The organism is Azorhizobium sp. AG788, assembly GCF_943371865.1.
GTDB lineage: Bacteria > Pseudomonadota > Alphaproteobacteria > Rhizobiales > Xanthobacteraceae > Azorhizobium.
The window spans coordinates 46,667-66,941 of record NZ_CALRWL010000006.1; the positions used below are offsets into that span (position 1 = coordinate 46,667).

Consider the following 20,275-nt stretch of genomic DNA (forward strand, 5'->3'; position numbering starts at 1 on the left):
TCTCCCGGTGCGGTCCCGCAGCGCGCAGCGAGTGTGTCCATGACGAGAGATATGTTGCAGAATCGCACGTTCGAAGAGCTGGCCCTGGGCGATACCGCCTCCCTCGTCCGCACCGTGACCGAGGACGACATCAAGCTCTTTGCCGCCGTGTCCGGCGATGTAAACCCCGCCCATCTCGACGCCGCCTACGCCGCCACCGACATGTTCGGCCATATCGTCATTCACGGCATGTGGACCGGCGCGCTCATCTCCACCTTGCTGGGCACCGAACTACCCGGCCCCGGCACGATCTATCTCGGCCAGACCTTGCAGTTCCGCCGGCCGGTGGCGCCGGGCGACACGGTGACCGCCTCGGTCACGGTCACCGAGAAGCGCGCCGACAAGCGGATCGTGACGCTGGACACCCGCTGCACCAATCAGAAGGGCGAGGAGGTGCTCACCGGCACCGCCACCGTGATCGCACCGGCGGAAAAACTCTGTCTGCCGCGCATGGCGGTGCCCGATGTGGCCGTGCGCCCCCATGTGCGCCATGAGCGCTTCATCGACGAGGCCCGCGGCCTGCCGACAATGGTGGTGGGCGTGGTGCATCCGTGCAGCACCGAGGCGATCCAGGCGGCCATCGAGGCCCGCGACGAAGGCCTGATCGAGCCGGTGCTGATCGGTCCCGAGCGGAAGATCCGCGCCGCGGCGGACGCGGCGGGCGTATCCCTCACGGGCCTGCGGATCGAGGAGACCGAGCACAGCCACGCCGCCGCCGCCCGCGCGGTGGAACTGGCCGCCGCCGGCAAATTGGGCGCCCTGATGAAGGGCAGCCTGCACACCGACGAACTGCTGGGCGCCATCCTGGCCTCGGGCTCCGGCCTGAAGACCGAGCGCCGCATCAGCCATGTCTATGCCCTCGACGTGCCCACCTATCCCAAGCCCTTGATGGTCACCGACGCCGCCATCAACATCGCCCCCACCCTCGCCCAGAAGCGCGACATCTGCCAGAACGCCATCGATCTGCTGCATCGCCTGGGCGTGGCGGAGCCGCTGGTGGCGGTGCTGGCGGCGGTGGAGACCATCAATCCCGATATGCAGGCGACGCTGGACGCGGCGGCGCTGGCCATGATGGCCCTGCGCGGCCAGATCACCGGCGCCAAGGTGGACGGGCCGCTGGCGTTCGACAATGCGGTGAGCTTCGATTCCGCGCGGATCAAGGAGATCGTCTCCCCGGTCGCCGGACAGGCGGACATCCTGCTGGTGCCGAACCTGGAGACCGGCAACGTCCTGGCCAAGCAGATGATCTATCTGGCCGGGGCCGATGCCGCCGGGCTGGTGCTGGGGGCGCGGGTGCCCATCATCCTCACCAGCCGGGCGGATTCCGTGCGGGTACGCCTCGCTTCCGTGGCCCTGGCCAAGCTCTCGGCCGCCGGCGCCGCCAAGGGGGCGGTGTCCGCATGAGCGACCACATCCTGCTGACCTTCAACCCCGGCTCGTCCACCATCAAGATCGGCCTGTTTGCGGACGGTGCGGAGGGAACCCGCCGCCTGGGCAAGGGCGTCATCGACCTGCGCCACGTGCCCTTGTGCCTGCACATCGTGGAAGGCCCCACCACGGCGGAGATTCCGCTCAAGGCTGCGGTCACCGAGGATCTGCACGAGGTGATCGCGGAGACGCTGGGCTGGCTGGCACAGCATTTCGGCGTGAGCGCGCTGACCGCCATCGGCCATCGGGTGGTGCATGGCGGCGATCAATTCTCCGGCCCGGTGCGCATCACCCCGGAGGTGGCGGACGCCATCGCCGCGCTGGTGCCGCTGGCCCCGCTGCATCAGCCGCACAGCGTGCGGCTGATCAAGGCCATCGAGCATCTGCGCCCGCACCTGCCGCAGGTGGCCTCGTTCGACACCGCCTTCCACCGCACCCAGAGCGACCAGGTCCGCCGCTTCGCTCTACCGCGCGATCTGTTCGATGCCGGCATCAAGCGCTACGGCTTCCATGGGCTGTCGTACAAATACATCGCCTCGGCCCTGGCCCGCGAGGCACCGGAGGTGGCGCAAGGCCGGGTGGTGGCCGCCCATCTGGGCAGCGGCGCCAGCCTGTGCGCGCTCCAGGGCGGCTTAAGCGTCGACACCAGCATGGGCTTCTCCACCCTGGACGGCATCCCCATGGCCACCCGCTGCGGCGCGCTGGACCCCGGCGTCCTCCTGCATCTTTTGACCCAGAAGGGCCTGCCGCTCAGTGAGGTGGAGGACATGCTCTACCATCGCTCCGGCCTGCTGGGCCTGTCCGGCATCAGTGCCGACAGCCGGGCTCTGCTGGAGAGCCCGGCCCCCGAGGCCCGCGAGGCGCTGGATTATTTCAGCTTCCGCATCGCGCGGGAGACCGCGGCGCTGGCCAATACCTTGTCCGGCCTGGATGCCTTGGTGTTCACCGCCGGCATCGGCGAGCACCAGCCGGCCATCCGCGCGGCGGTGTGCGCCCATCTGGGCTGGCTGGGGGTGTCCCTGGATGCGGCGACGAACGCGGCCAATGCCACCCGCATCAACGCCCCGGACAGCCGCGTTGCCGTCTTCGTCCTGCCCACGGACGAGGAGCAGGTGATCGCGGACGAAACCTTCTCCATCCTGCATGCCCCGGAGTTCAGCTCATGATGCCGATCGTCGATCTCGCCGGAAAGCGGGGCCTGATCATCGGCATCGCCAATGAAAGCTCCATCGCCTATGGCTGCGCCCGCATGCTGCGCGCCGCCGGGGCTGAACTGGCGGTGACCTATCTCAACGCCAAGGCCGATCCCTATGTGCGCCCGCTGGCGGAAGCGCTGGAGGCGTCCATCATCGTGCCCTGCGACGTGCGCATTCCCGGCCAGCTGGAAGCGGTGTTCCAGGAGATCGAAACCCGCTGGGACGGGCTGGACTTCGTGTTCCACTCCATCGCCTTCGCCCCGCGCGAGGATCTGCACGCCAATCTGATCGACTGCTCGGCGGACGGCTTCGCCCAGGCCATGGATGTGTCCTGCCACTCCTTCGTGCGGGCGGCCAAGCTGGCGGTGCCGCTGATGCGCAACGGCGGCTCGCTGCAGACGGTCAGCTTCTACGGCGCCGACCGGGTGGTGGAGCACTACAATCTCATGGGGCCGGTGAAAGCGGCGCTGGAGGCGGTGGTGCGCTATCTGGCGGTGGATCTGGCCCCGCGCCGCATCCATGTGCACGCCCTCTCCGCCGGGCCGGTGAAGACGCGCGCCGCCTCCGGGATCGATCGCTTCGATGAATTGCTGGACAAGGTGCGCGAGCGCACCCCCGCCAACCAATTGGTGACCATCGAGGAGATCGGCCGGGTGGCGGCGCTGCTGGCCAGCGAGGCCGGCGCGCCGCTGAACGGCTCCGTCACCTATGCCGACCACGGCTTCCATATCGTCGCCTGACCCATAAAAAAGGCTCCGGTCCTTCCACGGACCGGAGCCTTTATTCAGGAGACCGCCGCCCTCAGGCCGCCGTGCGGTCGAAGATGCTGGCGCCGTGCTCCGCGCTGCCCACCGCCGCGCGGAACGGCGCGAACAATTCCCGGCCGACGCCGATGTGCGAGGAGGAGAGGTCTTCCACCGCCACCGGCCGTGCCGCCCATTCGGCCGCGTCCACCAGCACGGTGAGATGGCCGTTCACGCCGTCGAAGCGCACCATGTCGCCATCGCGGATCTTGGCGATGGGGCCGCCATTGGCCGCTTCCGGCGTCACGTGAATGGCCGACGGCACCTTGCCCGAGGCGCCGGACATGCGCCCGTCGGTGACGAGGGCCACCTTCTGCCCGCGATCCTGCAGCACGCCCAAGGGCGGCATCAATTTGTGCAGCTCGGGCATGCCGTTGGCCTTGGGGCCCTGGAACCGCACCACCGCCACGAAATCCCCGGTGAGGCTGCCGGCCTTGAACGCCGCCTGCAACGCCTCCTGGGAATGGAACACGCGGGCGGGGGCCTCGATGATGTGGCGCTCGGAGGCCACGGCCGAGGTCTTGCTGACCGCACGGCCCAGATTGCCATCCAGCACCCGCAAGCCGCCGGTGGGCTGGAACGGCCGCTCCAGGGGCCGCAGCACCGCTTCATCGCCCGAGGCGGTGGCGCCTTCGCGCCACGCGAGGTTGCCCTCGGCGTCCAGCATGGGCTCCGCGGTATAGCCATTGAGGCCGGTGCCCCAGATGGTCTCCACATCCTCGTGCAGCAGGCCCTGCAACAGCAATTCGCGGATCACGAAGCCCATGCCGCCGGCGGCCTGGAAATGGTTCACGTCCGCCTTGCCATTGGGATAGACCCGCGCCAGCAGCGGTACCACTTCGGCGAGGTCCGAGAAATCGTCCCAGGTCAAAGTGAGGCCCGCCGCCGCCGCCATGGCCACCAGATGCAAGGTGTGGTTGGTGGAGCCGCCGGTGGCATGCAGGCCGACCACCGCATTGACGAACGCCTTCTCGTCCAGCATGCGGCCGATGGGGGTGTAATGGTTGCCCAAGGCGCTGATGGCCAGCGCCCGCTTGGCGCCCTCGCGGGTCAGCGCGTCGCGCAATGGCGTGTTGGGATTGACGAAGGAGGCGCCGGGCAGATGCACGCCCATGATCTCCATCATCATCTGATTGGTGTTGGCGGTGCCGTAGAAGGTGCAGGTGCCCGGCCCGTGGTACGACTGGGACTCCGCCTCCAGCAGGGCGTCGCGCCCCACCTTGCCCTCGGCGAACAATTGCCGGATCCGGGTCTTCTCGTCATTGGGCAGGCCCGAGGTCATGGGACCGCCGGGCAGGAAGATCGCCGGCAGATGGCCGAACGACAACGCCCCGATCACCAGCCCCGGCACGATCTTGTCGCAAATGCCCAGGAACACCGCCGCATCAAAGGTCTGGTGCGACAGGGCCACCGCAGTGGAGAGCGCGATCACCTCGCGGGAGAACAGCGACAGCTCCATGCCCGCTTCGCCCTGGGTGACGCCGTCGCACATGGCCGGCACGCCGCCGGCCACCTGGGCCACGCCGCCCGCCTCCCGCGCGGCGGCGCGGATCAGATCGGGATAGCGCTCATAGGGCTGGTGGGCGCTGAGCATGTCATTATAGGCGGTGACGATGGCCAGGTTGCCGCCATCGCCGGCCCGCAGTTCGGCTTTGTCGCCGACACCGCAGGCGGCAAAGCCGTGCGCCTGGTTGGCGCAGCCCAGCGCCCGGCGGCGGGGGCCTTCCTCACCGGCGGCGGCGATCTGCGCCAGATAGCGCTGGCGGGTGGCGGCGCTGCGCTGGGCGATGCGCGCCGTAACCTCACCGACGCGGGCATTGAGAGTGGCTTGGATGGCCATGGCGTGCCTCCTGGCTGGGCGGTTGCAGGCGGCGGACACGATGCCCCCACGCCCGAACAACGTCCGGGAGGGCGATGCCGAACAGCGGCATCCGTCTCTCGGCGCTGCGAGTCTGGTTCATCTTATCTATGTCGGCGCGCGACGGGGATGCGCAACCCTTGTTGCCCACCTGCCGTAGCGGCGCGGGCAAACATGGCATGGCGCCCATGACAGCGGCATGCCACCGCCCGAAGCCGCAGGGCGGTGGCGGGAGACCGATGCGCCTGTGCCTTATTCCGCCGCCGTGGGCCGCTCCAGCTGGACCACCGCCGTGTCGGCCGGCGGGTCATGGGCGGCAATGGTCTTGCGGCGCCAGCGGGCGAGGCGCGTGGTGAGCCGGTGCATGGCCAGATATACCACCGGCGTGGTGTAGAGGGTCAGGATCTGGCTGACGATCAGGCCACCGACGATGGCAAAGCCCAGCGGCTGACGCAGTTCCGAGCCGGTGCCGGTGCCCAGCATCAGCGGCAGGCCGCCCAGCAGCGCCGCCATGGTGGTCATCATGATCGGCCGGAAGCGGGTGAGGCAGGCCTCATAGATGGACTGCTCCGGCGCCATGCCCTCCTCGCGCTCCCGCTGCAAGGCGAAGTCGATCATCATGATGCCGTTCTTCTTCACGATGCCGATCAGCAGCAGGATGCCGATGATGCCCATGACGCTGAGGTCAAAGCCGGCCACATACAGCGTCAGCAGTGCCCCGAGGCCCGCGGACGGCAAGGTGGAGAGAATGGTCAGGGGGTGGATGAAGCTCTCATAGAGCACACCGAGGATGATGTAGACCGCCACCAGGGCGGCCGCGATCAGATAGGGCTGGGTGCGCAGGGAGTCCTGGAACGCCTGGGCGGTCCCCTGGAAATTGCCGATGAGCGTCACCGGCTTGCCCATCTCCTGTTCCGCTTGCCGGATCGCCGTCACCGCCTGTCCCAGCGCCGTGCCCGGCGCGAGGTTGAAGCTCAGCGTCACTGCCGGGAACTGCCCCTGGTGGCTGATGGAGAGATAGGCGGTCTTGCTGGTGTCCACCTTCACGAAAGCGGACAAGGGGATCATCTCGCTGGTGCGCGGTGACTTGACGTAGATCTTGTCCAGCGAGCTGGCGTCCAGCTGGAGCTTCGGATCCACCTCCAGCACCACATGATATTGCGACAGCTGGGTGAAGTATTGCGCCACCTGCCGCTGGCCGAAGGCATCATAGAGCGTGTCGTCGATCACCTGCGGCTGGATGCCGAAACGGGCGGCGGTGTCGCGGTCGATGGCGAGCGAGACTGTGGGGGCGTTGGTCTGCTGGTCGGTGGCCACGTCCTGGAGGCCCGGGATGGAACGCAGCTTGGCCAGGATCTTCGGCGCCCATTCGTTCAGCTCCGCCAGATTGGCGTCCTGAAGGGTGTATTGATACTGGGTGCGCGCGGGGCGCCCGCCCACATTGATGTCCTGCGATGCCTGGAGGAACAGCAATGCTCCGGGCACCTTGGCGACCTGCGGCCGCAGCCGGTTGATGATCTGGTCGGCGCTGGCGCCGCGCTCGTCGCGCGGCTTCAGGTTGATCCACATGCGCCCGGTGTTGATGGTCTGCGAGCCGCCGGTGGCGCCCACCGATCCCGCCACGCTTTCCACGTCCGGATCCTTGGCGACGATGGCCATCAGCGCCTGCTGCTTCTGCGACATGGCGGCGAAGGAAATGTCCTGCGCCGCCTCTGTGAAGCCGGTGAGGAAGCCGGTGTCCTGCTGCGGGAAGAAGCCCTTGGGAATGGCCACATAGAGCGCGATTGTGGCCGCCAGGGTCACGAACAGGCTCATGAGGGCGAGTGTCTGGTGCCGCAGCACCCACTTCAGGCCGCGGTCATAGCCGCGCAGCATGCCGTCGAAGAAGGCTTCGGACGCCATATAGACCCGGCCGTGCTTCACCCCGTGCTCGCTCTTGAGAAACAGCGAGCACATCATGGGGGTGAGGGTCAGCGACACCACCACCGAAACCAGGATGGTGATGGTCACGGTCACCGCGAATTCCCGCAGCAGCCGGCCGACGATGCCGCCCATGAGCAGCACCGGGATGAACACCGCGATCAGCGACAGGCTGATGGAAATGATGGTGAAGCCGATCTCGCCCGCGCCCTTGAGGGCCGCATCCATGGGCGAGAGCCCCTCCTCGATATGCCGGTGGATGTTCTCCAGCATGACGATGGCGTCATCGACTACGAAGCCCACCGCGATGGTCAGGCCCATGAGCGAGAGATTGTCCAGGCTGTAGCCCAGCACATACATCACCGCGAAGGTACCGATCAGCGCCATGGGCACGGTGATGGACGGGATGATGGTGGCCCAGACGTTGCGCAAAAATGCGAAGATCACCGCCACCACCAGGGCGATGGTCAGCAGCATGGTGAGTTGCACATCCTCCACCGAGGCGCGGATGGTCTGGGTGCGGTCGGTGAGGATGTCGACGCTGATGCCCGGCGGCAGCGAGGCCTCCAGGCGTGGGATCATGGCCCGCACCCGGTCCACGGTCTCGATCACATTGGCGCCCGGCTGCTTGAACACGATCAGCTGAATGCCGCGCTTGCCCTTCTGCCAGGAGGCTAGGCGCATGTTCTCGGGGGCATCCACCGCGGCGCCGATGTCGCGGATGCGCACCGGGGCGCCGTTCTTATAGGCGATGATGACATCGTTCCACGGCTGGGAGGCCAGCAGCTGGTCGTCCGCATAGATGGTGAAGCTCTGGGTCGGGCCGTCGAAGCTGCCCTTCGGCGAATCCACCGTGGCGGCGGCCAGCACCCCGCGCACATCCTCCAGGCTCATGCCCAAGGCCGCCAGCTTGGCCGGGTCCACCTGCACCCGCACCGCCGGCTTCTGCTCGCCGGTGATCGCCACCTGGGCGATGCCGGGAATCTGGCTGATCTGCTGCGCCAGGATGGTGTCCGCCAGATCGTCCACCTTGGTGATGGGATAGAGCTGCGACTGAACCGCAATGATCAGGATCGGCGAATCCGCCGGATTGACCTTGCGGAATGTCGGGGGGCTGGGAAGATTCTTGGGCAATTGGCCCGAGGCGGCGGTGATGGCCGACTGCACGTCCTGGGCGGCCGCGTCGATATTGCGGGCGAGATCGAACTGGATGGTGATGGAGGCGACGCCCAATGCGCTGGACGAGGTCATCTGCGTCACGCCAGCGATCTGGCTGAACTGCCGCTCCAAAGGCGTGGCCACCGAGGAGGCCATGGTCTCCGGGCTGGCGCCCGGCAGGCTGGCGGACACCTGGATGGTGGGAAAGTCCACCTGCGGCAGCGGCGCCACCGGCAGCAGCGGATAGGCGATGGCGCCCACCAGCACCATGGCCACCATCAGCAGCGTGGTGGCGATCGGGCGCCGGATGAAGGGGGTCGAGATGCTCATGCGGGCGTCTTCGTGCTGGCGTCGCTCACCGGCGCGGGAGCGGTCGCCGGCGGCGGCGCGCCGGTGACGGACACCTTGGCGCCCGGTGTCAGCCTGAGCTGGCCATCCACCACCACCCGCTCGTCCAGCTTCAGGCCGGAAGCGATCACGCTGGTGCCCGCCGTGGTCGGCCCCAGGGTCACGGTGCGCTTCTCCACCGTGTCGTCGGTCTTGATCACATAGACGAACAGGCCATCGGCGCCGCGCTGCACCACCTGGGCGGGGAGGGTCACCGCGGCGGTCAGCTTGCGCACCTGCACCTGCACATTCACGAACGCGCCGGGCCAGAGCTTGAGGTCGTCATTGGGGAAGGTAGCCTTCACCCGCAATGTGCCGGTGCTGGAGTCGATCTGGTTGTCGATCAGCTCCACCTTGCCGGTGCCGAGCTGGGTGGTGCCGTCGCGCTTGAAGGCCAGCACCGCCACCGGCCCGTGCGCCATGGCGGCGACCAGTTCGTCGAGGCGATCCTGCGGCATGGCGAAGATCACCGAGATCGGCTTGACCTGGGTGATGACCACCACGCCGGTGGTGTCGGTGGCGCGCACGATATTGCCCTGGTCCACCAGCCGCACGCCGGTGCGGCCGGAGATCGGCGCCTTGATGGTGGTGTAGCCCAGCTGCACCTCGGCACTGTCGATGGCCGCCTGATCGCCCTGGACCGCGGCCTCATACTGCGCCACCTGGGCGGTCTGGGTGTCGAGGGTCTGCTGCGAGGCGGCATTCTTGGCCACCAGCGTCTTGTAGCGCTCCAGATCCATCTTGGCGTTATTGAGCTGGGCCATGTCCTTGGCCTTGGCGGCCTGGGCCTGGGCCAGGGAGGCGGCGAAGGGGCGCGGATCGATCTGGGCCAGCACGTCGCCGGCCTTTACATCCTGCCCTTCGGTGAAGGACACCTTCTGCAATTCGCCATCCACCCGCACCTTCACGGTGACGGTGTTGAAGGCCTGCACCGCGCCGATGCCGGTGACATAGACCGGCACGTCCTGGGCCCGGGTCATGGCCGCCACCACCGGAATGGGCGCCGGCGCCCGGGGCCGGGCCGCCTCGGGCGCCGGGGCGGCAACGCCGAAGCGCCACGCCAAACCTCCCGCCACGATGACCATCGTGGCCACGATCCATACGGCACGGCGCATCGGCTTTTTTCCCTCGGAACGCGGCAGTCAGACCTTGAACACGCTGCATTGCACAAACCCTGCGCCGATCCGGCCAAGCTCACGAACCCGTGATCGCATGACCTTGCGCAGGGTTTGGCCGGTCCAAGGGTTCAAACAGAGGAAGCGCGTTCTGCGGACCGGGAAAAATCCGCCGTCAGTGCGGAAGATTGGCCTTAACCGGCGAATGGGATTGAGGAGGAATGCACCATGGTGGCATTCTGCAACCAGGGGCGGGATCGAGTTCCCGGATGCGTGAGCCGAACGACGAAGACCTCATGGCGCGGGTCGCCGGAGGGGACGAGCCCGCATTCCGGGTGCTCAGCGAACGATACGCCGTCCGGGCGGTCGCACTGGCGCGCCGTTTTCTCGGCAACGAAGCCGACGCCGAGGAAATCGCCCAGGAGGCCTTGCTGCGGGTCTGGCGCGCGGCGCCGCGCTGGCAGCCCACCGCCGCCTTCGGCACCTGGTTCTACCGCATCGTGGTCAATCTCTGCCTCAACCACCGCCGCCGCGCCCCGTTCGCGGATCTGGCGGAGGCCGGCGAGCCGGTGGACCCCCGGCCCGACGCCCAGGCCCGGCTGGAGCGCCGGGACGAGGCGCGGCAACTGGCCGCCGCCATTGCCGCTCTTCCGCCGCGTCAGCGTGCTGTGGTCCTGCTCACGTATTGGGAGGGCCTGTCCAACAGCCGCACCGCCGACGTCATCGGCACCTCGGTGGGCGGCGTGGAAACGCTGCTGGTGCGCGCCCGCAAGGCGCTGCGCGGCAGCCTCGGCAGTCGCATCTTTTCGGGAGACTAGGCCATGAGCCGGACCCACAAGACCCCGCCGCTCCCCTCTGCGCTGTCCCGCCGCGCGCTGGAGGAGGCGCTGGCGCGCCACGGCTCCGAGATCACGTTGTGGCCGCCGCAGTTGCGCGCCGGTGCGCACGCTCTCTTCCTGGCCGATCCCCAGGCGCGGACGCTGCTGACCCAGGCGCAGCATCTCGACGGCCTGATCCATCGCGGACTGTCCGGCCCCGCCGCCGCCGAGGACCAGGCGGCAGCGCGGCGCGTGACGGCGCGGCTGGCGGCGCGCCCCCTCCCCGCCCAGGCGCGGCGGATGGCGGTGCTGCCCGGCTGGCTGCTGAATTTCGATCTGCGCCCGGCCTGGCCCAGCATCGCCGCCTTGGCGGGCATGGCCATGCTCGGCTTCCTGCTGGGCTCCCATGCGGTCGGCCCCGGCGGGCTTGCGCCACCGTTTGCCGCCCAACGGGTCACGGTGGCCGATGCGGACGTGAGCGCCATCATGTTCGAACCCGACCCGCTCGCGGAGACCGGCCTATGAGTGGACTGAGCCTGCGCCTCGGCGCCCTCCCCCCGCAGCGCCTGCTCCTGGTGGGCTCGCTGGCGCTCAATTTGTTCTTCGTCGGCGCCGCCGTGGCGGTGGGGTGGCGCCAGGCCCAGGCGCCGGCCCTGCCGGCGGCGGTGGCGTTGGACCGCAGCCCCGCCGCCCGCATCGACCGGCTGGCCGCCACCTTGCCCGGCCCCGACGCCAAGGTGCTCTACGCCCAGTTCCAGGCCGCCGAGCCCACCATCGAAAGCGACCGCGCCGTCAGCCGCCGGGCCCAGGAGGCGGTGCGCCGGGCGCTGGATGCGCCCACGTTCGACCCCGCCACCGCCGACACCGCGCTGTCCGCGCTGCGCGACGCCCGCCGCGCCGTGTGGCGCACCCTGCACGGGGCCCTGCTGCGGGCGGCCACCGAGATGTCGCCGGAAGGCCGCGCTCGCCTCGCCGACTGGGTGCCGCCCACCGAAGAGGGCAACCGGCCGGCACATTCATTCCCCCAAGGCCGCTGAGGACGCTTCCGCCATGCCCCTCTCCGCCCGCCGTCGCCGATCAGGTATCACCTCCGATGAATGACCCACGTCCGCTGCGCGATCTTCAAGGGGAGCCCGTCACCCTGCCGCCGCGCGAAGCCGCACCGGAAGCCAAGCCGCGCCGGCGGTTCGGCTGGACGCCGCTGATCTTCCTTTTGCTGCTGGCTCTGGTGGGGGCGGGCTGGTGGATCCGCCCGCAGGAAACCGCCCCGGCCGGCGGACGGCGCGGCATGGCCGGGCCGGTGCCGGTGGCCGCCGCCACGGTGGAGACCGGCGCCCTGCCGGTGACGCTCACCGCGCTGGGCACGGTCACCGCCATCAGCACGGTGACGGTGCGCAGCCAGATCACCGGGCGCCTCACCGGCATCTTCTTCAAGGAGGGCCAGGAGGTGAAGGCCGGGGACGCCCTCGCCGAGGTGGACCCGCGCCCCTATGAGGCGGCGCTGAAGCAGGCCCAGGGCCAACTGGCCCGCGATCAGGCGCAATTGCGCAATGCCCAGCTCGATCTCACCCGCTTCAAGACCCTGGTGACCAAGAATGCCGCCTCGCAGCAGTCGGTGGATACCCAGGATGCGCTGGTGCAGCAATATACCGGCACGGTGGAGATGGATCAGGCCCAGGTCCGCACCGCGGAGCTGAACCTGGAATATTGCCACATCGTCGCCCCGGTCTCCGGCCGGCTGGGCATTCGCCTGGTGGATGCGGGCAATTTCGTCCAGGGCGGGGATTCCACCGGCATCGTGGTCATCACCCAATTGAAGCCCATCACCGTGGTGTTCTCGCTGCCGGAAGATGCCGTGCCCGCCGTGGTGCGCCGCCTTGCGAGCGGCGCCGACCTGCCGGTGACGGTCTATGACCGCAACCGCCGCGCCAAGATCGCCACCGGCCGGCTCACCACCATCGACAACCAGGTGGACGTGACCACCGGCACGGTGAAGCTGAAGGCGGAATTCGCCAATGACGACAATGCTCTATTCCCCAACCAGTTCGTCAATGTGGACCTGCTGGTCAACACCCTGCCCAGCGCGCTCATCATTCCCTCCGCCGCCGTGCAGCGGGGGGCGCCGGGCACCTATGTCTATGTGATCGGCGCCGACAATGCGGTGAGCGTGCGCAAGGTCACGCTCGGCCCCTCGGCCAATGACAAGGTGTCGATCACCGACGGACTGAAAGCCGGCGAAAAGGTGGTGGTGGACGGCGCCGACAAATTGCGCGAGGGCGCCAAGGTCACCGAGCCGGACGCCCCCGGCGCCACGCCCCGCCCGGCCCGACCGCCGGGCGAGGGCGTGGGCGCGCCCTCCGCCCGCCGCCCGCAGGCCACTGCGCCGTGAACCCCTCCAAACCCTTTATTGAGCGTCCGGTCGCCACCTCGCTGATCATGGCGGCCTTGTTGATGGTGGGCATGGTGGCGTTCCGCTTCCTGCCGCTCTCCGCGCTGCCGGAGGTGGATTATCCCACCATCGCCGTGCGCACCTTCTATCCCGGCGCCAGCCCGGAAGTGATGACCTCGGCCATCACCGCGCCGCTGGAACGCCAATTGGGGCAGATGCCGAACCTCAAGCAGATGAGTTCGTCCAGTTCCGCCGGCGCCTCGGTCATCACCCTCCAGTTCGGCCTGGAACTGACCCTGGACGTGGCTGAGCAGGAGGTGCAGGCGGCCATCAATGCCGCCGGAAACCTGCTGCCCTCCGATCTGCCGGCGCCGCCCATCTATGCCAAGGTGAACCCGGCCGACGCGCCGATCCTCAGCCTCGCCGTCACCTCCAAGACCCTGAGCCCCACGGCGCTGGAGGATCTGGCGGACAATCGCTTGGCGCAGAAATTGTCCCAGGTGCAGGGGGTCGGGCTGGTGAGCATAGCCGGCGGTCAAAGGCCGGCGGTGCGCATCCGCGCCAATCTGGCGGCGCTGGCCGCCTATGGGCTCAATATTGACGACCTGCGCACCAGCATCGCCAACGCCAATGTCAATTCGCCCAAGGGCAGTTTCGATGGCCCCATGCGCGCCTACACCGTGCAGGCAAACGATCAGATCAAGGACCCTGCGGTCTATAACGATCTGGTGGTGGCCTATCGCAAGGGTGCGCCGGTGCGGCTCAGCCAGGTGGCCGAAGTGGTGGGCGGGGCGGAGAATGAGAAGCTCGCCGCCTGGATGGACACCACGCCGGCCATCATCCTCAATGTGCAGCGCCAGCCCGGCGCCAATGTCATCGCCGTGGTGGACGAGATCAAGGCGCTGCTGCCGGAACTGACCGCCACCTTGCCCGCCGCCATGGATGTGCAGGTGCTCACCGACCGCACCACCACCATCCGCGCCTCGGTGCGCGACGTGGAATTCGAACTGGTGTTCGCGGTGGTGCTGGTGGTGCTGGTGATCTTCGTGTTCCTGCGCAACGTGCCGGCCACCATCATTCCCAGCCTGTCGGTGCCGCTATCCATCGTCGGCACCTTCGCGGTGATGTATCTGGCCGGGTTCAGCCTGAACAATCTCTCGCTCATGGCGCTCACCATCGCCACCGGCTTCGTGGTGGACGATGCCATCGTGATGATCGAGAACATCTCGCGTTATATCGAGCAGGGCATGAAGCCGTTCGATGCGGCCCTGAAGGGCTCGGCGCAGATCGGCTTCACCATCGTTTCGCTCACCGTGTCGCTGATCGCGGTGCTGATCCCGCTGTTGTTCATGGCCGATGTGGTGGGGCGGCTGTTCCGGGAATTCGCCATCACTCTGGCGGTGACCATCCTGATCTCGGCGGTGGTGTCGCTGACCCTGGTGCCGATGATGTGCGCCCGGCTGCTGAAGCCGCACGCGCCTGCCCCGCAGACCGCCACGCCCGCGCGGCGCGGCTGGTTCGATGGGCTGGTGGCGCTCTATGGCCGCGCGCTCACCGTGGTGCTGCGGCATCAGCCGCTCACCTTGCTGGTGGCGGTGGCGACGCTCGCCCTCACCGCCGCGCTTTATGTGGTGATCCCCAAGGGCTTCTTTCCGGTGCAGGACACCGGCCTGATCCAGGGCGTCTCCGAGGGGCCGCAGTCGATCTCTTTCGCCGGCATGGCGGAGCGGCAGCAGATGCTGGCGGCGCAGATCCTGAAAGATCCGGATGTGGCCCGGCTCGCCTCCTTCATCGGCACCGACGGCACCAACACCACGCTCAATAACGGCCGCTTCCTCATCGAGCTGAAGCCCCGCGACGAGCGCACCTCCGGCGTGTCCGACGTGATCCGCCGCCTCACCGCCGCCGTTGCCCCGCTCACCGGCATCTCGCTCTACATGCAGCCGGTGCAGGATCTGACCGTGGATGCCACGGTGGGGCGCGGCCAATATCAGTTCGTGCTGTCCGACACCGACCCGGACGAACTGGCCAAATGGGTGCCCAAGCTGCTGGACAAGCTTTCCGCCCAGCCGGAACTGGCGGATGTCTCCAGCAATCTGCTGGACAAGGGCCTGGCGGTGGACATCACGCTGGACCGCGACACCGCCGCCCGGTTCGGCATCACCACCGCCACCGTGGACAATGCGCTCTATGATGCCTTCGGCCAGCGCATCATCTCCACCATCTTCACCCAGACCAACCAGTATCGGGTGATCCTGGAGGCGGACCCCACGCTTCGGGCGGGCCTCAAGGCACTGGAGGATGTGCATCTGCCCTCCTCCGGCGGCGGGCAGGTGCCCTTGTCGGCCATCGCCACCATCACCGAGCGCCCGGCGCCGCTGCAGATCAGCCACCTCAGCCAATTTCCGGCCATCACCGTGTCGTTCAACCTCGCCCCCGACGTGGCGCTGGGCGCGGCGGTGGAGGCGGTGCAGCGGGCGGAAGCGGAGATCGGCATGCCGCGCAGCATCACCACCGCCTTCCAGGGCGCGGCGCTGGCGTTCCAGGGGGCGCTGAGCAACCAGCTGCTGCTGATCCTGGCGGCCATCGTCACGGTCTATGTGGTGCTGGGGGTGCTCTATGAGAGCTACATCCACCCCATCACCATCCTCTCCACTCTGCCCTCCGCCAGCGTCGGCGCGCTGCTGGCGCTGATGGCCACCGGCGGGCAGTTGGACATCATCGGCATCATCGGCATCATTCTTTTGATCGGCATTGTGAAGAAGAATGCCATCATGATGATCGACTTCGCCTTGGATGCGGAGCGCACGCAAGGCCTGGCGCCGCGCGAGGCGATCTATCAGGCCTGCCTGCTGCGGTTCCGGCCCATCCTCATGACCACAATGGCCGCCATTCTCGGCGCCGTGCCGCTGGTGCTGGGCTCGGGCGCCGGATCTGAATTGCGGGCGCCGCTGGGGGTGGCGATCATCGGCGGGCTGGTGGCCAGCCAGATCCTCACCCTGTTCACCACGCCGGTGATCTATCTGGCCTTCGACCGCCTCGCCAAGCGCGTCGCCCGCCTCACCGGGGCGGCGCCGACGGAGGCGACGCGGTGAACATCTCCGCGCCGTTCATCCGCCGCTCGGTGGCGACCACGCTGCTGACGCTGGGGCTGGCGCTGGCGGGGGCGCTGGCCTTTTTCAAATTGCCGGTGGCGCCGCTGCCGCAGGTGGACATTCCCACCATCATGGTCAGCGCCTCCATGCCCGGCGCCAGCCCCGACACCATGGCGGCCACGGTGGCGACGCCGCTGGAGCGGCATCTGGGGCAGATCGCCGACATCAGCGAGATCACCTCCACCAGCACGCTGGGCTCCACCCGCATCACGCTGCAGTTCGGCCTCTCCCGCGACATCGACGGCGCCGCCCGCGACGTCCAGGCGGCCATCAATGCGGCGCGGGCCGATCTGCCGGCGGCGCTCCGCACCAACCCCACCTATCGCAAGGTCAATCCCGCCGACGCGCCGATCATGATCCTGGCGCTGACCTCCAACACGCTCAGCCGCGGCCAGCTCTATGACAGCGCCGCCACGGTGCTGCAGCAGAAGCTCTCCCAGGTGCAGGGCATCGGCCAGGTGACCATCGGCGGCTCGTCGCTGCCGGCGGTGCGGGTGGAGATCAATCCGCATGCGCTGTCGCAATATGGCATCGGCCTGGAGGATGTGCGGGCGGCGCTGTCCGCCGCCAATGCCAATGCCCCCAAAGGCGCCATCGAGGCCGGCGACCGGCGCTGGCAGATCTACACCAACGACCAGGCCCGCGAGGCCTCAGCCTATCGCTCGCTGGTGATCGCCTATCGCAACGGCGCGCCGGTGCGGCTGTCAGACGTGGCGACCGTCGAGGACTCGGTGGAGAGCGTGCGCAATGAGGGCCTGTCCGACGGCAAGCCCTCGGTGCTGATCATCCTGGCCCGCGAGCCCGGCGCCAACATCATCGAGACCGTGGAGCGGGTGAAGGCGGCGCTGCCGGAACTGCGCGCCTCCATCCCCGCCGACATCGACGTCGCCATCGCCCAGGACCGCACCGCCTCCATCCGCGCCTCCCTGGACGATGTGGAGCGCTCGCTGGTGATCGCGGTGGTGCTGGTGGTGGTGGTGGTGTTCGCCTTCCTGCGCGATGCCCGCGCGGCGCTGATCCCGTGCGTGGCGGTGCCGGTGTCGCTGCTGGGCAGCTTCGCGGCCATGTACATGCTGGGCTACAGCCTGGACAATTTCTCGCTGATGGCCCTGACCATCGCCACCGGCTTCGTGGTGGATGACGCCATCGTGGTGGTGGAGAATGTGTCGCGCCATGTGGAAGCGGGCATGGCGCGCATGGAGGCCGCGCTCCTGGGCGCCAAGGAGGTGGGCTTCACCGTCCTGTCCATGACCCTGTCGCTGATCGCGGTGTTCATCCCCCTGCTGCTCATGGGCGGCATCGTCGGGCGGTTCTTCCGGGAATTCTCGGTGACGCTGTCGGTGACGGTGCTGGTCTCGCTGCTGGTCTCGCTCACCACCACCCCCATGATGTGCGCCTATCTGCTGCGGGAAAAGCACGAGGAACGCCCCCCCGGCCGCATCGGCCGCGCGGCGGGACGGGTCTATGCGGGCGTGCTGCGGATCTATGGGGTGTCGCTGGACTGGGCGCTGCGCCATTCGGTGCTGGTGCTGATCCTGCTGGCGCTGACCATCGCGCTGAACGTGCATCTGTTCCGCATCATCCCCAAGGGCTTCTTCCCGCAGCAGGACATCGGCCAGTTGGTGGGCGGCATCCAGGCCGACCAGAGCATCTCGTTCCAGTTGATGCGGCAGAAGCTGGCGCGGTTCGTGGCCATCATCCGCGCCGATCCGGCGGTGGACAATGTGGTGGGCTATACGGGGGGCGGGCAGACCAATTCTGGCTATGTGTTCGTCTCGCTCAAGCCGCTGGCTGAGCGCGACGCCTCCGCCGATCAGGTGATCGCCCGGCTGCGCGGCAAGCTCTCCGGCGTGCCGGGAGCGAGCCTCTATCTCCAGGCCATGCAGGATGTGCGCGCCGGCGGGCGCCAGTCCAATGCCCAGTACCAGTTCACCTTGCAAAGCGACGATCTGGCGGCGCTGCGGCTGTGGACGCCCAAGATCACCGAGGCGCTGCAGCACATTCCCGAACTGGCGGACGTGAATTCCGACACCCAGGAAAAGGGCCTGGAGGTGGATCTCGACATCGATCGCGACACCGCCGCCAAGCTGGGGCTCACCATGAGCCAGATCAGCAACACGCTCTATGACGCCTTCGGCCAGCGCCAGGTCTCCACCATCTATGCGCCGCTGAACCAGTATCATGTGGTCATGGAGGTGGCCCCCGCTTACTGGCAGGATCCGCGCACCCTCGACGACATCCGCATCAGCACCAGCGGCGGCGCTTTGGCCGGGGCCGCGTCCACTGCCGCGGTCGCCGCCGCAGCCGCCAGCACCGGCGATCTGGCGGCGGATGCGGTGCGCAATGCCAATACCAATCGCCTCGCCAATACCACCCGCTCCGGCGCCTCCACCGGGGCAGCGGTGAGCACGCGGTTCGCGCCCTCGGTGCCGCTGTCGGCCTTTGCCACCTTCGGCCCCGGCGGAACGCCGCTGGCGGTGAACCACCAGGGCCTGTTCGCCGCGTCAACGCTGTCGTTCAACCTGCCTGAGGGCAAGACCTTGGGCGAGGCGGTGGAAGCCATCCACCGCACCATGGTGGAGATCGGCGTGCCGTCCTCCATCCATGGCACCTTCCAGGGCACGGCGAAACTGTTCCAGCAGTCGCTCAACAGCCAGCCGCTGCTGATCCTGCTGGCGCTCGCCACGGTCTATGTGGTGCTGGGCATTCTCTATGAGAGCTTCGTGCACCCTATCACCATCCTCTCCACCTTGCCTTCGGCGGGTCTGGGGGCGGTGCTGGCGCTGATCGTCTGCCGCACGGAATTCAGCCTGATCGCCATGATCGGCGTGATCCTGCTGATCGGCATCGTCAAGAAGAATGCCATCATGATGGTGGACTTCGCCTTGGATGCGGAGCGCACCCGCGGCCTTGCCCCGGCCCAGGCCATTCGCGAGGCCTGCATGCAGCGCTTCCGGCCGATCCTGATGACCACGCTGGCGGCGGTGTTCGGCGCCCTGCCTTTGGCGCTGGCCAGCGGCACCGGCGCCGAACTGCGCCAGCCGCTGGGCATTTCCATCATCGGCGGCCTGCTGGTGAGCCAGTTGCTGACGCTCTATTCCACGCCCGTGGTCTATCTGGCGCTGGACCGGCTGCGGCGGCGCGACCGGCGGGTGACGGGCGCCCCGCGCCCGCAGCCGGCGGAATAACTCTCATCTATTGATAGAGAACGCGTTATCCGATCAGCTGGCGATGCAAGCGGATCGGCGCGTGCTCTGGGTCACCGGTTCAGCCACCACACCCCGGCATTGACCGCGCTGGCGAACCCCACCCATACGGCCAGCGGCACCAGGCACCAGGCCGCCAGCGCATCCACCCGGCGGAAGGCGAAGATGGTGGTGAGGATCACCAGCCATTGCGGGATGATGTTCACCAGCCCGAGCATGGGGCTGTGCAGATAGAAGAACATCCACGACCAGGCGGCGTTCAGCACCAGCATGACGAAGAACACGGTCAGCGCCCGCCCCCGGCCCGGCGTGCCCGCCGGGGCGCTCAGGATGCGCCACACCGCATAGGCCATCAGCCCGAACAGCGCGGTCCACATGGGTCCGAAGATCCAGTTGGGCGGATTGTAGAAGGGCTTGGCCAGGCCCGCATACCAGGGGGCCAGATTGGGAAAGGTGGCGATCTGCCCCAGCACCGAGGCCGCCACCACGGGCAGGATCGCCAGGGACAGATTGCGCAAGCCGGTGGGGGACAGGAGCGGGGGACGTTCAACCATGGCCATGCTCTCCTCGCGGTGCCCAGGGTCCGCAGAGCCCGATCATTGAATCGGGCGCTCTTCTATAAAGACGATGGTGTGCGCCGAACAGCATGCACCGAACAAGACCTAAGTCATTGTTTTATCGCAATTCCAGACACGACGCGGCGGTCGGGTGGCTGGACGGGCGCTCAGGGCCGGGCCGAACGCACATCCGTGATCCGGCGGCGAACGGCCGCCGTACCAGATCCCATGGGCGCAACCGACGCG

General features: G+C 68.1%; 13 protein-coding genes. 9 read left to right on the top strand and 4 right to left on the bottom strand.

All coding sequences use genetic code 11. The features are described from left to right. Positions 1-51: 51 nt before the first annotated feature. From AAG816_RS05775 to fabI, 3 genes are read left to right on the top strand one after another with little or no spacing between them, the layout of a single operon-like run. Positions 52-1,443: a bifunctional enoyl-CoA hydratase/phosphate acetyltransferase gene (locus tag AAG816_RS05775; RefSeq protein ID WP_341988594.1), complete on the top strand. Its 1,392-nt coding sequence runs from the start codon at positions 52-54 to the stop codon at positions 1,441-1,443. Further along, a complete protein-coding gene (locus tag AAG816_RS05780; protein WP_341988595.1) occupies positions 1,440-2,633 on the top strand; it encodes an acetate/propionate family kinase in 1,194 nt (397 codons plus the stop codon). The genes AAG816_RS05775 and AAG816_RS05780 overlap by 4 nt, the downstream gene beginning before the upstream one ends. Next, complete coding sequence (fabI, locus tag AAG816_RS05785; RefSeq protein WP_341988596.1) at positions 2,630-3,403, top strand: enoyl-ACP reductase FabI; 774 nt, start codon at positions 2,630-2,632, stop codon at positions 3,401-3,403. Before AAG816_RS05780 ends, fabI begins: the two co-directional genes overlap by 4 nt. Before the next feature lie 61 nt (positions 3,404-3,464). Here the strand turns inward: fabI and edd are convergent, their stop codons facing one another. The 3 genes from edd to AAG816_RS05800 all read right to left on the bottom strand — a co-directional run bounded on the left by edd (position 3,465) and on the right by AAG816_RS05800 (position 9,904). Then, the gene (gene edd, locus AAG816_RS05790) at positions 3,465-5,306 is read right to left on the bottom strand and encodes a phosphogluconate dehydratase (protein WP_341988597.1); all 1,842 of its coding nucleotides are present in this window, start codon (positions 5,304-5,306) and stop codon (positions 3,465-3,467) included. 270 nt (positions 5,307-5,576) lie between these two features. Beyond that, positions 5,577-8,732: a multidrug efflux RND transporter permease subunit gene (locus AAG816_RS05795; protein ID WP_341988598.1), complete on the bottom strand. Its 3,156-nt coding sequence runs from the start codon at positions 8,730-8,732 to the stop codon at positions 5,577-5,579. After that, positions 8,729-9,904: an efflux RND transporter periplasmic adaptor subunit gene (locus tag AAG816_RS05800; protein WP_341988599.1), complete on the bottom strand. Its 1,176-nt coding sequence runs from the start codon at positions 9,902-9,904 to the stop codon at positions 8,729-8,731. The genes AAG816_RS05795 and AAG816_RS05800 overlap by 4 nt, the downstream gene beginning before the upstream one ends. Before the next feature lie 269 nt (positions 9,905-10,173). Here AAG816_RS05800 and AAG816_RS05805 point away from each other — a divergent pair, with 269 nt between their 5' ends. From AAG816_RS05805 to AAG816_RS05830, 6 genes are read left to right on the top strand one after another with little or no spacing between them, the layout of a single operon-like run. Beyond that, positions 10,174-10,722 (top strand): sigma-70 family RNA polymerase sigma factor, encoded by a 549-nt coding sequence (locus AAG816_RS05805; RefSeq protein WP_341988600.1) that lies wholly within the window; start codon positions 10,174-10,176, stop codon positions 10,720-10,722. A 3-nt stretch (positions 10,723-10,725) separates the two neighbouring features. After that, positions 10,726-11,247 (top strand): hypothetical protein, encoded by a 522-nt coding sequence (locus AAG816_RS05810; protein ID WP_341988602.1) that lies wholly within the window; start codon positions 10,726-10,728, stop codon positions 11,245-11,247. Further along, positions 11,244-11,759: a periplasmic heavy metal sensor gene (locus AAG816_RS05815; RefSeq protein ID WP_341988603.1), complete on the top strand. Its 516-nt coding sequence runs from the start codon at positions 11,244-11,246 to the stop codon at positions 11,757-11,759. Before AAG816_RS05810 ends, AAG816_RS05815 begins: the two co-directional genes overlap by 4 nt. Positions 11,760-11,815: 56 nt before the next feature. Then, positions 11,816-13,111 carry an MdtA/MuxA family multidrug efflux RND transporter periplasmic adaptor subunit gene (locus AAG816_RS05820; RefSeq protein WP_341988604.1) on the top strand — a complete coding sequence of 432 codons (1,296 nt, stop codon included), beginning with the start codon at positions 11,816-11,818 and terminating at the stop codon, positions 13,109-13,111. Continuing rightward, positions 13,108-16,206 carry an MdtB/MuxB family multidrug efflux RND transporter permease subunit gene (locus AAG816_RS05825; RefSeq protein ID WP_341988605.1) on the top strand — a complete coding sequence of 1,033 codons (3,099 nt, stop codon included), beginning with the start codon at positions 13,108-13,110 and terminating at the stop codon, positions 16,204-16,206. Before AAG816_RS05820 ends, AAG816_RS05825 begins: the two co-directional genes overlap by 4 nt. Next, positions 16,203-19,454: an efflux RND transporter permease subunit gene (locus AAG816_RS05830; protein ID WP_341988606.1), complete on the top strand. Its 3,252-nt coding sequence runs from the start codon at positions 16,203-16,205 to the stop codon at positions 19,452-19,454. Before AAG816_RS05825 ends, AAG816_RS05830 begins: the two co-directional genes overlap by 4 nt. 71 nt (positions 19,455-19,525) lie before the next feature. Here AAG816_RS05830 and AAG816_RS05835 read toward each other — a convergent pair whose 3' ends face one another. Then, positions 19,526-20,026: a TspO/MBR family protein gene (locus tag AAG816_RS05835; RefSeq protein ID WP_341988607.1), complete on the bottom strand. Its 501-nt coding sequence runs from the start codon at positions 20,024-20,026 to the stop codon at positions 19,526-19,528. Between the last annotated feature and the right edge of the window lie 249 nt (positions 20,027-20,275).